The organism is Micromonospora sp. WMMD1155 (assembly GCF_029581275.1).
GTDB lineage: Bacteria > Actinomycetota > Actinomycetes > Mycobacteriales > Micromonosporaceae > Micromonospora.
Map to the genome: position 1 here is coordinate 1,011,788 of NZ_CP120742.1, position 10,987 is coordinate 1,022,774.

Here is a 10,987-nt window from a genome sequence, read left to right on the forward strand (position 1 = left end):
AACGCGGCGTCGGGCACTCCCTGCGGTGTGGGGTGGGCCACAGCGGGGGGTCGGGACGGGGTTGGTTACTGGCAAGTAGCATTCTGAGGAACGTGCCCGCGCCGGCCGACCCTCATTCGGTCCGGAGTGCCGCCTGACGGCGCTGAGGCCGAATCATGGTCGAAAAGGAGGCTCAAGTGCCCCGTGAAGTTCGGGATGTCGTCTTCGTCGACGGCGTCCGTACCCCGTTCGGCAAGGCGGGTGGCATGTACGCCAACACCCGCGCCGACGACCTGGTGATCCGCTGCATCCGGGAACTGCTGCGGCGCAACCCGCAGCTGCCGCCGGAGCGGGTCGAGGAGGTCGCCGTCGCGGCCACCACCCAGATCGGCGACCAGGGCCTCACCATCGGCCGCACCGCCGCCCTGCTGGCCGGTCTGCCGAAGACCGTTCCCGGCTTCGCCATCGACCGGATGTGCGCCGGTGCGATGACCGCGGTGACCACCGTGGCCAGCGGCATCGCGATGGGCGCGTACGACGTCGCCATCGCCGGTGGCGTCGAGCACATGGGCCGGCACCCGATGGGCGAGGGCGTCGACCCCAACCCGCGTATCATCGCCGAGAAGCTGGTCGACCCGTCCGCGCTGGTCATGGGTGCCACCGCGGAGAACCTGCACGACCTGGTCCCGCACATCACCAAGGCACGCACCGACGCGTTCGCGCTCGCCTCGCAGCAGAAGACCGCCAAGGCGTACGCCAACGGCAAGCTCCAGGACGACCTGGTGCCGATGTCGATCCGCGACGCCGAGGGCGGCTGGGGTCTGGCCACCGTGGACGAGGCCCCGCGGGACACCTCGCTGGAGAAGCTCGCCACCCTCAAGACCCCGTTCCGCCCACACGGCAAGGTGACCGCGGGCAACGCGGCCGGCCTGAACGACGGCGCCACCGCGAGCCTGCTCGCCGACGAGGCCACCGCCCGCGAGCTGGGTCTGCCGATCGCCATGCGGCTGGTGTCGTTCGGGTTCGTCGGGGTGGAGCCGGAGGTGATGGGTGTCGGCCCGATCCCCTCGACGGAGAAGGCTCTGCGCCTCGCCGGGCTCAGCATCGACGACATCGGCCTGTTCGAGCTGAACGAGGCGTTCGCCGTGCAGGTGCTCGCCTTCCTCGACCACTTCGGCATCGCCGACGACGACGCGCGGGTCAACAAGTGGGGCGGCGCGATCGCCATCGGCCACCCGCTGGCCTCCTCCGGCGTACGGCTGATGACCCAGCTGGCCCGCCAGTTCGCCGAGCACCCCGAGGTCCGCTACGGCCTCACCGCGATGTGCATCGGCATCGGAATGGGCGGCACTGTCATCTGGGAGAACCCGAACTGGGAAGGTGGCGACAAGTGAAGGCACCGAACGAGGTCGTCACCAGGGCGCTGCTGCGTCAGGTGAACGTGCCGGGGCTGGACCGTCCCGCAGCCCTGATCACCCTGGACAACGGCTTCGACCACACCAAGCCGAACACCTTCGGCCCCGGCGGGTTGGCCAGTCTGGACGAGGCGATCACCGCCGCGCTCGCCGCCGACCCGGCGTTCATCGCGGTGACCGGCAAGCCGTACGTCTTCTGCGTGGGTGCGGACATCGTCGGCCTGCCGCAGCTCGCCGACCGGGCGCAGGCGCTGGAGATCGGCCGGCTCGGCCACCGGGTCTTCGCCCGACTCAAGGACAGCGCCGTGCCCACGTTCGCCTTCGTCAACGGCGCGGCGATGGGCGGCGGCCTGGAGTTGGCGTTGCACTGCCACTACCGGACGCTCTCCGGTGGCGCTGCGGCGCTGGCGCTGCCCGAGGTCTCCCTCGGTCTGGTGCCCGGCTGGGGCGGCACGCAACTGCTGCCGAACCTGATCGGCATCCCCGCCGCCACCCAGGTGATCATCCAGAACCCGCTGATGCAGAACAAGATGCTCAAGCCGAAGCAGGCCGCCGAGCTGGGCATCGCGGACATCCTGTTGGAGCCGGTCGACTTCCTGGAGCGCTCCCTGGAATGGGCCGCCGGGGTGGTCCGGGGTCAGGTCACGGTGACCCGGCCGGAGGTCGACAAGGACATGTGGGCGGGCGTGCTCTACTTCGCCCGGGAGACCCTCAACCAGCGGCTGCACGGCGCGGTCCCGGCCGCGTACAAGGCTCTCGACCTGCTGGAGACGGCGAAGGACGGCGACTTCACCGCCGGCACCGCCGCCGAGGACGAGGCCCTCGCGGACCTGGTCTTCTCGGAGGAGCTGCGCAGCGGCCTGTACGCGTTCGACCTGGTGCAGCGGCGGGCCAAGCGCCCGGCCGGCGCGCCGGACAAGGGCCTGGCCCGCACGATCACCAAGGTCGGCATCGTCGGCGCCGGCCTGATGGCCAGCCAGTTGGCGCTGCTGTTCGCCCGCCGCCTCCAGGTGCCGGTGGTGATGACCGACCTCGACCAGTCCCGGGTGGACAAGGGTGTGGGCTACGTGCACACCCAGATCGAGAAGGCCGTCACCAAGGGCCGGATGGACAAGAACACCGCCGCCAAGCTGTACGGCCTGGTCAGCGGCTCGGTCGACAAGAGCGCCTTCGCGGACGCGGACTTCGTCATCGAGGCGGTCTTCGAGGACCTGGGAGTCAAGAAGCAGGTCTGGGCCGAGCTGGAGAAGATCGTCTCCCCGGAGGCGGTGCTCGCCACCAACACCAGTTCGTTGTCGATCACCGAGATGGCCGCCGAGCTGGAGCACCCGGAGCGGGTGGTCGGCTTCCACTTCTTCAACCCGGTGGCGGTGCTGCCGCTGTTGGAGATCGTCCGGGGCGAGCGCACCGACGACGTCACCCTCGCGACCGCGTTCGTGGTGGGCAAGCAGCTCAAGAAGTCGAGCGTGCTGGTGAAGGACGCTCCGGCGTTCGTGGTGAACCGCCTGCTCACCCGGTTCCTGGGCACCGTCTTCGCCGCCGTCGACGCCGGCACCCCGCTGGACGTGGCGAACAGCGCCCTGGACCCGCTGGGCCTGCCGATGCGCCCGCTCGCCCTGCTCCAACTGGTCGGGCCGGGGGTCGCGTACCACGTGGGCGGCACGCTGCACGCCGCGTACCCGGACCGGTTCTCCGCCAGCGAGAACCTCAAGCGGATCGCCGACTCGGGCCAGCCGATCGTGGTCGACGACCAGGTCAACGACGAGGTGGCCAAGCTGCTCGTCGTCGGTGACCAGCCGTTGACCGCCGAGCAGGTACGGCAGAACGCGCTCGACGCCCTCGCGCAGGAGATCCGGCTGATGCTGGACGAGGGTGTCGTCGCCGAGGCGCAGGACATCGACCTGTGCCTGATCCTGGGCGCCGGTTGGCCGTTCCACCTGGGCGGCGTCACGCCGTACCTGGACCGGACCGGCACCGCCGAGCGGGTCACCGGTCAGCGGTTCCTGCCGCGTGGGGCGGCGAGCCTGCCGGCCTGACCGAACGCCACACCACCGGTCGCGGTGGTCGGACCGTCCATCGTGGGCGGCCCGACCACCGCGACCGTTTGTGATCAGCTCACCGCCGGAAGGGCCCTCCAGCAGGGACAACGCCGTGTTCCACAACGGGTTAGGATCACGCGTTTCGCACCCCCATCTTGGAGCTGACTGAATGTCCCAGCCGCCGGCCAGTCCCTACGGCCCGCCGCACGATTCCTCCAACCCGCCGCAGCACCCCGGTCAACCGGGCCAGCCCCAGCAGCCGGGCCAGCCCCAGCAGCCCGGTGGCTGGCCGCCTCCGCAGCAGCAGGGGTTCCCGCCCGCACAGCCGGGTCAGCCGTACGGTGACCCCAGCCAGTTCGCGGGCCCGCCGCCGGCGAAGAAGTCGCACGTCGGCAAGATCATCTTGATCGTGCTGGCCGTGCTGCTGGTGGTCTGCCTCGGCGGCGTGGCGGCCATCTGGTTCACGGTCAAGGACGACGTGGGCGACGTCGTCGACGCCACCAAGACCCGGCTGGTCGCACCGGCCACCCTCGCCGGCCGGCCGAAGATCACGGAGCCGGACCTGCAGGCGGCCGCCGACCAGTTGGTCACCGAGATGAAGGCGGAGGTGCAGAACGAGACCAGCACCGTCGGCGCCTTCTACGGCGACCCGGCCAAGCAGGACCTCGTAATGATCGCGGGTGCGTCCGGCCTGCTGACGGACCCGAAGAAGGAGCTGGACGACGCGATCAACGGGCTCTCCACCGAGCTGACGCTGACCAACCTGGCGACCGTCGATCCTGGTCCGCTCGGCGGTGATGCGAAGTGCGGTGACGGCAAGGCCGAGAGCGTGCCGCTCGGTGTGTGCGTGTGGGCCGACCGGGGCAGCCTGGGCATGGTGGTCATGTACTTCAAGACCGCCGAGCAGACGAAGGCCGAGTTCGTCACGATCCGGGGCCAGGTCGAGCAGCGCTCCTGAGCCGTCGACGACCGGGGCCCCGACCACCCGAGGGTGGCCGGGGCCCCGTGCCGACGATCAGGCCGGCTCGTGGCCGTGCGCCGCGGCCCGTGCCGTCGCTGCCGCCGCCCGCTCGGCCTCGTTGCCGAGTACGCAGAACTCGTTGCCCTCCGGGTCGGCGAGCACCACCCAGCCGCCGCCGGTCGGGCTGACCCGGTCGTCCACCAGCGTCGCGCCGATCCCCAGCAGCCGCTCGACCTCCTCGGCCCGGGTGCGGTCGGCGGGTTGCAGGTCGAGGTGCAGCCGGTTCTTCACCGTCTTGCCCTCCGGCACCGCGATGAACAGCACCTCCGGGCCGCCCGGCGGCAGGAGCATCGCCTCCGGGTCGCCGGGGAAGTCGTCGGGCTGCCGGGGGCAGTCGAAGACCTGCGCCCAGAAGCCCGCGAGGGCGTACGTGTCGTGACAGTCGATGCTGATGTTATGGATGATCGAACTCACGGCTGGTCCTCCACAGTGGTGCTGCCGACACGTTCCCCGGCGCTGCGGAGCACGCAGCACCCGGCGAACACCGCCGACCAGAAACCGGCCAGGGTGTACGTGTCGTGACAGTCGAAACTGATGTTGCGGATCCGTGGATACACGGGTGGTCCCTCCACTTTCGGATGAGGACGCTCCGCCGCCCGGGGTCAGCCTGCGAAGACCCGGGGTGCGGAGTCATGACTGGTGGACATCGACGCACCCCCTTTCACTCTCCGAGCCGACCCGGTGATCTTGCCATCGGCCGAGCGCCGCCCGCAACCCCGTTCAGCCGACCGTCGGCACCGGCCCGGACACCGCCGGGGCGTCCGCCGACGGCAGTGTGACGGTCACCTCCAGGCCACCGCCGGGCTGCGCGATCACCTTCACCGTCCCGCCGTGCGCCGTGCAGACCGCCCGGACGATGGACAGCCCCAGGCCGGAACCACGGGCGCCGGTGCGCTCCCGGCCACCGCGCCGGAACGGCTCGAACAGGCCCGGCACGTCGGCCTGGTCCACCTCGAACCCGGTGTTGCCCACCACCAGCCAGGACCGGGCGCCGTCGGTGCCGGTACGCACCCAGAGCCGGCCGTGCAGGTGGTTGTAGCGGACCGCGTTCTCGATGAGGTTCCCGGCCAGCCGGTCGAGCAACCCCGGGTCGCCGACGACGGGCGCGGACTCCAGTGACGTCTGCACCCGCAGGCCGATCCGTTCCACCTCGCGGCGCATCGCCGACAAGGCGTTGACGGTCCCTGCGGCGAGGTCACACTCGGTACGCCGACCCAGTTGCCGCCCGGCCTGCGCCTCGCTGCGGGCCAGCACCAGCAGCGCGTCCACCAGGCCGTTGGCGCGTTCCGAGGCGTCCCGGACCACTGTCGCCATCCGACGGTATTCGGCGGCGTCCGCGTCGTCGTCGCTGAGCGTCACGTCGATCTCGGTCCGCATGACGGCGAGCGGGGTACGCAGCTCGTGCGAGGCGTTCGCCACGAAACGTTTCTGCGCCTCGAAGGCGGACGCGATCCGGTCCAACATGGCGTCGAACGTCTTGGCCAGCTCGGCCACCTCGTCGTCGGCGCCCGAGTAGCCGATCCGCTGGTCCAGGGTCGCCTCACCGAGCCGCTGCGCGGTCGCGGTGACCTGGTGCAACGGGCGCAGCGCCCGACCAGCCACCGCGTACGCGCCGGCCACCCCGACCACACTGACCGCCAACAGCGCGACCAGTCCCTTGGCCAGCAGCTCCCCGGAGGCGGCGTCGACGAGTTGCCGCTGCCACTGGGCCGCGTCCATCGACTCGCCGTCGGCGAGCACCACCGTCGTGCCGGGCAGCAACTCGTCGGTGGGCCGCAGCGCGTCCCGGACCAGCAGCCACGCCAGCACGACCAGGATCGCCCCCGCCCCGATCAGCAGCACCCCGTTGAGCAGTGTCAGCCGCAGTCGCAGGGTGGGCCGCAACCGGCGGCTCACCGTGCGCCCTCCGTTCGCGACTGCGGGGCTCGCAGACCCGGCTCACTCCTCGCGCTCACCGTGCGCCCTCCGTTCGCGACTGCGGGGCTCGCAGACCCGGCTCACTCCTCGCGCTCACGAGCTCACCTCGGCGGTGCGGTAACCCGCGCCGACCACCGTCTCGATCAGCGGCGGGTCGCCGAGCTTCTTGCGCAGCGTCATCACGGTGACCCGGACGATCGTGGTGAACGGGTCGGTGTTCGCGTCCCAGACCCGTTCCAGCAGCTCCTCGCTGGAGACCACCGCGCCACGAGCCTTGAGCAGCTCGCTGAGCACCCCGAACTCCTTGTTGGTGAGGTCGACCGGCAGGCCGGCGCGGGTGGCCACCCGACGGGCCGGGTCGAGCACCAGGTCGGCCAGTTCGAGCACCGGCGGAGCGGCCGGAGTGGCCCGGCGGCCCAACGCCTGCACCCGGGCGACCAACTCGTCGAAGGCGAACGGTTTGGGCAGGTAGTCGTCCGCGCCGAGCTGCAACCCCTCCACCCGGTCCGCCACCGTGCCACTCGCGGTCAGCATCAACACCCGGGTCAGCGCGCCGGAGGCGGCCAGGTCGGCGCAGATCTGGTCACCGTGCACTCCCGGCAGGTCGCGGTCGAGCACCACCACGTCGTACCGCGTGACGAACGCCGCCTCATGCCCGGCGTCTCCGTCGTACGCCACGTCGACGGCCATCCCCCGCTTGCGCAACCCGCGTGCGATCGCGTCGGCGAGGTTGCGCTCGTCCTCCACCACCAGTACCCGCATCCCGGCCTCCTCGCTGCTGACCACCGACAACCTAGTGCCGGTCGGCAACCATCGTCCCTCGCCGCCCGCACCGGTCGGCGTTGCGGACCATCTCGGCGTACGCGATGCTGTCCGGCGGCACCGAGCGACGGACGGACCTGGAATGACGATCGCGGCACCACCCACCCGGCGGGACATCGTGTACCGGGTCTTCCACCTGCCGGCCGACGGCGCGTTCGACGGCGACGAGGGCGGTGTCGACGGGCGGAGCACCTGGACGTCACCTCCGGTGCCGGTGGGCTTCACCGTCGCCGAGGTCGTGCCGTCCTGGACCGCCGACACCCCGGACGGCTGCTGGATCGAGGTCGAGCTGCGCGGCTGGCACGACGACGCCCCCGCCACCGGCTGGTATCGGCTGGCCCGCTGGGCCGCCGACGACCGGGCGGTACGACGCACCTCGATACCCGGGCAGCGCGACGGAGACGCCGCCGTCGACACCGACACGCTGGTCGTGGCCGGTGCGATGGTCACCGGTTGGCAGGCGCGGGTGACCCGGTGCCGACCGGTCGGCGCCCCGACCGGACCGGTGCTGCGCAGCTTCGGCGCGGTCGCCACCGGCCCCGCGCTGACCGGCCCGACCGACGCGTCGGCGCCCGCCTCGTCCGCCGCCCGTGGGCGGGTGCTGGACGTCCCCCGCTACTCGCAGCGGCTGCACGCCGGCCGGTACCCGCAGTGGGGCGGGGGTGGCGACTCCTGGTGCAGCCCCACCTGCACCTCGATGGTGCTCGCCTACTGGGGCCTCGGGCCGACGGAGGAGCACTACGCCTGGGTGCAGCCGCCCGGCCCGCGCCCGGTGGTGGTGCACGCCGCCCGGCACTGCTACGACCACGCGTACGCCGGGGCCGGCAACTGGCCGTTCAACACCGCGTACGCCGGTCGGTTCGGGGTGGACGCGTTCGTCACCCGGCTCCGGTCGCTGGCCGAGGCGGAGGCGTTCGTCGCGGCCGGCGTCCCGCTGATCGTGTCCGCCGCGTTCCGGGCCGACGAGGTGCCGGGTCTCGCCTACGACACCCGGGGGCACCTCATGGTGCTGGTGGGCTTCACCGACGACGGCGACCCGGTGCTCAACGACCCGTACGCCCCGGACGACGACGGCGTCCGCCGTACCGTGCCCCGGCAGCCGTTCGAGGCGGTCTGGCAGCGTGGCAGCGGCGGCGTGGCGTACGTGCTGCGACCCCCGTCGGTGCCGCTGCCCCCGCCGCCCGCCCAGGCGAACTGGTAGTCACCGGCGCAACTGCCACAGCCGGTAGGTACCGGGGCCCACGCACAGCAGGTGGGAGTCGGTCACCTGACAATCCCCGGTGGCATCGCGCAGCACGTCGAGTTTGCGTACCGTCCCGGCTCGCATATCCACCTCACCGACGACCACCCCGCCATCGGGGTGCTTGCGGACGGTCGTCAGCGGACCGCCCCGATCCCGTCGGTACAGGTCCCACTGGCCCAGGACGGCCACCTCCTGACCGGTGGGCGCGTCCAGCACGACGAAGCGGCCAGGCGAATCCCCGCCGCCGACCACGTTGGCCAGCAGCCGATCCTCGGCCCCCCACGCCCACCCCCAACGATCGCTGCTCCAGCGCACCTCGCCGGTGGCGGGGTCGAGCGCCTGCAGCTGGTTGGCACCGGTGCGCAAACACAGGACGGGGCCACAGTCCAGCGCGAAGTCGACGGTCACGTTCGGGCGGATCCAGCGCCGGTCGAGCTGGTCCAGGCCGTACGCGGTGACCGCGCCCGAACCCCGGTCGATGACCAGCAGGAGGTCGTTCAGCACCTCCAGCCCGAATCGCCCACCATCGGCTGGTCGCAGGTCGGCGCGAGCCAGCACCGCTCCGGTGGTCGCATCGCGTACCTCCGTCGGCCCGTCCGGCGGGTTCAGGATCAGCCGATCGATCCCGCGCTCGGTCTCGCGGAAGGTGATCTCGGCGGTGGTCGCGGGCAACTGCCACCGCACGGTGCCGCAGCAGGGGTCGACCACGCGCAGGACGCTCGGCTCGCTCTCGCCGCCGGCACGCAGCAGGAGGTTGCCGTCGGCCAGTCGGTTGGCGCCGGCCGGTTGCTGCCACCGGTACGCGCCGGTCGCCCGGTCCAGCGCGATGGTCGTCACGTCCCGGCCTCGCGGGCCGATCTCAAACCCGGTGACGACCAGCAACTCGCCCAGCGGGAAGATCCCCCAGTACCGGGCGTCCGCCGACAGCGGCGCCTGCCAGGCCGGCTCGCCGCCGGGCAGCCGATACGCCGCCAGTCGCCGCTGCTGCAGGTTGGACGTGCTGGTCGGCTCGATCACCACGGCGAGGTCCCCGTCGACGAGCACGTCGGCCCCGGGCTGCGCCGGCAGCGTCACCACGGATCGCCGGGGCTGCGGCGCACCGGCGGCGGCGAGGGTGAGCAGCGCGAGCAGGGCGACCAGCGCCACGCGCAGCTGCCGACCGTTGGCGCGAGGTGGGCGGGGCGACGGGTCCGGGTCCGGGCCGTGCCGCAGCACACCGAGGTCGATCACCGAGTCGCTCATCGGGTCAACCGCCACAGCGCGGTGGTGCCGTCGAGGCGCTGACAGAGCAGCATCGGCAGGGACGCCTGGCAGCTGCCGGCGATGGCCGGCAACACGTCGACGATCCGCGCCCGGTGGGCCACCAGATCCAGCTCGGCGACGACCATCCGGCCGTCGTCACCCGACCGCGTCCCGACCAGGGGAGCGTCCGGCCCGAGCACCTGCATCAGGGCCCACGGGCCCAGCTCGGTGCGCACCCGCCCCGTCGCCGCGTCCCACACCTCGTAACCCCGACCGGGTCTGGCCATCAGCAACTGACCATGCCGGACGTCCGCCAGGTTGTTCGGACCGGAGTCCGACCACCGTACGACGCCGGTGGCCGGATCGAGCACCTGGAGGCCACCGGTCTGCGGTACCGCGCAGAGCAGATCCGCGCAGGCGAACACGAACGAGATCAACGGCACCTCGGCCGTCCACAGTGGTTGCAGGTAGGCCAGCCGGTAGGCGATCAGGCGCGTGCTGCCGGGTGGGACGAGCAACAGCAGGTCGTCGACGACCCACACCCGCTGGTACGCCGCCCGGTCACCGGGCAGCGTGTCGATGCCGCGCAGCAGGCGGCCCGTGCCGGCGTCGTACACCTGCACCTCGCCGGTCGGTTGCAGGAGCACGAACTGGTCGATCTGGCCGTCTCGACGGTGGTAGGCGGGATTGCTGGGTGCCGGGATCGACATCGACCAGAGCACCCGCCCGGTGCCGGGATCGACCCGGCCCATCGCGCCCTCCCGGTCTCCCCGGTTCTCGGTCAGCAGCAGGCCGCCCTGGGCGATCGGCTGGGGACCACCGGGGTGCTGCCAGCGCCGCTGGCCGGTCGCGCTGTCGTAGGCGGTGGTCTCGAACACTCCGTCGTCGTTGACCGCCATCGCCAACACCAGCCCCTGCTCGACCCGGACGTCGAGGTAGTCACCGAGGCGGGCCAGCGGGGCCTGCCACCGCCTATGCACGCCCGCACCGGTCCGGGACGGCTGGGCGTACGCGGTCAGGTACCGCTCCCCCTCCGGTGCCGGCGGGTCGACCACGAAGACGCTGTCGCCGCCGAGGTACGCAGTGGACGTCCGCACCGCCGGCACCACGCTCACCACCTGCTGCGGCACCGGTGTCGCAGCGGCCAGCAGCACCAGGGCGAGGACCAGCACCGCCACGCTGCGCAGCGGGCGGCCGGCAGCGCGCGGTCGACGGACCGTGGGCGTCGACGAGGCTTCGTCCCGGACCTCGCCCAGCTCGATGATCGACAACAAGCGTCCTTCCGTCACCCCTGGTCACCGTCCGGCAA

At 71.9% G+C, this 10,987-nt stretch carries 10 protein-coding genes; 4 read left to right on the top strand and 6 right to left on the bottom strand.

Annotation, left to right across the window (positions count from 1 at the left end; genetic code table 11):
* The first annotated feature begins 176 nt into the window (after positions 1-176).
* From O7617_RS04345 to O7617_RS04355, 3 genes are all read left to right on the top strand, one after another.
* Positions 177-1,373: a thiolase family protein gene (locus O7617_RS04345; RefSeq protein ID WP_282261660.1), complete on the top strand. Its 1,197-nt coding sequence runs from the start codon at positions 177-179 to the stop codon at positions 1,371-1,373.
* The gene (locus tag O7617_RS04350; protein ID WP_282261661.1) at positions 1,370-3,430 is read left to right on the top strand and encodes a 3-hydroxyacyl-CoA dehydrogenase NAD-binding domain-containing protein; all 2,061 of its coding nucleotides are present in this window, start codon (positions 1,370-1,372) and stop codon (positions 3,428-3,430) included. The genes O7617_RS04345 and O7617_RS04350 overlap by 4 nt, the downstream gene beginning before the upstream one ends.
* Before the next feature lie 172 nt (positions 3,431-3,602).
* Positions 3,603-4,391 carry a hypothetical protein gene (locus O7617_RS04355; RefSeq protein WP_282261662.1) on the top strand — a complete coding sequence of 263 codons (789 nt, stop codon included), beginning with the start codon at positions 3,603-3,605 and terminating at the stop codon, positions 4,389-4,391.
* A gap of 57 nt (positions 4,392-4,448) precedes the next feature.
* Here O7617_RS04355 and O7617_RS04360 read toward each other — a convergent pair whose 3' ends face one another.
* The 4 genes from O7617_RS04360 to O7617_RS04375 form a co-directional block, all read right to left on the bottom strand.
* A complete protein-coding gene (locus O7617_RS04360) occupies positions 4,449-4,868 on the bottom strand; it encodes a VOC family protein (protein WP_282261663.1) in 420 nt (139 codons plus the stop codon).
* Positions 4,865-5,011, bottom strand: a complete 147-nt coding sequence (locus O7617_RS04365; RefSeq protein WP_282261664.1) for a hypothetical protein — start codon at positions 5,009-5,011, stop codon at positions 4,865-4,867. Before O7617_RS04365 ends, O7617_RS04360 begins: the two co-directional genes overlap by 4 nt.
* Positions 5,012-5,174: 163 nt before the next feature.
* Entirely contained in the window at positions 5,175-6,350 is a 1,176-nt protein-coding gene (locus tag O7617_RS04370; RefSeq protein WP_282261665.1) for a HAMP domain-containing sensor histidine kinase, read from the bottom strand.
* Positions 6,351-6,464: 114 nt separating this feature from the next.
* Positions 6,465-7,133 (bottom strand): response regulator transcription factor, encoded by a 669-nt coding sequence (locus O7617_RS04375; protein ID WP_282261666.1) that lies wholly within the window; start codon positions 7,131-7,133, stop codon positions 6,465-6,467.
* A gap of 142 nt (positions 7,134-7,275) precedes the next feature.
* Between O7617_RS04375 and O7617_RS04380 the strand changes: the two genes are divergently transcribed.
* Positions 7,276-8,394 (top strand): peptidase C39 family protein, encoded by a 1,119-nt coding sequence (locus O7617_RS04380; protein WP_282261668.1) that lies wholly within the window; start codon positions 7,276-7,278, stop codon positions 8,392-8,394.
* Here the strand turns inward: O7617_RS04380 and O7617_RS04385 are convergent, their stop codons facing one another.
* Together O7617_RS04385 and O7617_RS04390 are read right to left on the bottom strand one after the other, a co-directional pair.
* Positions 8,395-9,678 (bottom strand): PQQ-binding-like beta-propeller repeat protein, encoded by a 1,284-nt coding sequence (locus O7617_RS04385; RefSeq protein WP_282261669.1) that lies wholly within the window; start codon positions 9,676-9,678, stop codon positions 8,395-8,397.
* A complete protein-coding gene (locus O7617_RS04390) occupies positions 9,675-10,967 on the bottom strand; it encodes a PQQ-binding-like beta-propeller repeat protein (RefSeq protein ID WP_282261670.1) in 1,293 nt (430 codons plus the stop codon). Before O7617_RS04390 ends, O7617_RS04385 begins: the two co-directional genes overlap by 4 nt.
* Between the last annotated feature and the right edge of the window lie 20 nt (positions 10,968-10,987).

Coding starts and splice junctions, on each gene's coding strand:
- O7617_RS04355 (WP_282261662.1), top strand. CDS start 3,603: ATGTCCCAGCCGCCGGCCAGTCCCTACGGCCCGCCGCACGATTCCTCC.
- O7617_RS04375 (WP_282261666.1), bottom strand. CDS start 7,133: ATGCGGGTACTGGTGGTGGAGGACGAGCGCAACCTCGCCGACGCGATC.
- O7617_RS04380 (WP_282261668.1), top strand. CDS start 7,276: ATGACGATCGCGGCACCACCCACCCGGCGGGACATCGTGTACCGGGTC.
- O7617_RS04385 (WP_282261669.1), bottom strand. CDS start 9,678: ATGAGCGACTCGGTGATCGACCTCGGTGTGCTGCGGCACGGCCCGGAC.